Origin of the sequence: Mesorhizobium sp. M2E.F.Ca.ET.219.01.1.1 (genome assembly GCF_004016445.2) — a bacterium.
GTDB lineage: Bacteria > Pseudomonadota > Alphaproteobacteria > Rhizobiales > Rhizobiaceae > Mesorhizobium.
On sequence record NZ_SADT02000094.1, the window covers coordinates 1 to 376 of the forward strand.

General features: G+C 59.0%; 1 protein-coding gene. It reads right to left on the bottom strand.

Annotated elements, in window-relative coordinates; all coding sequences use genetic code 11:
- Window positions 1-146: 146 nt before the first annotated feature.
- Window positions 147-376, bottom strand: a 230-nt coding sequence (locus EN862_RS35065) for a transposase domain-containing protein (protein WP_135913298.1), incomplete at its 5' end; no start/stop codon positions are given.

Consider the following 376-nt stretch of genomic DNA (forward strand, 5'->3'; position numbering starts at 1 on the left):
ATAAGTCGGGGACAGCCTCTGGACATCTTCGACCAGAACTCGGGGAGGCTGCATAGACCGGAAAAGCGAGGTTGCCGAAGACCTGGCCATTAACCTGATCGCACATTAAGGGTTACGTGGTGAAGCATTGATCGTAAGCGGTGTTTTCAGGCCACGGCCTTGAGTTCGTGCGCGGTGATGTAAGCCCAGGGCAGCAACTCGTCGATTTGGCTGTTGGGGTGTCCGCTGACGATCCTGGTGAGGACGTCGGCAATATAGCCGAGCGGGTCGACGCCGTTGAGCTTGCAGGTTTCGATCAGTGAGGCGACGACAGCCCAGTGCTCGGCGCCGCCATCGGAGCCGGCGAAGAGCGCATTCTTGCGATTGAGCGCGATCG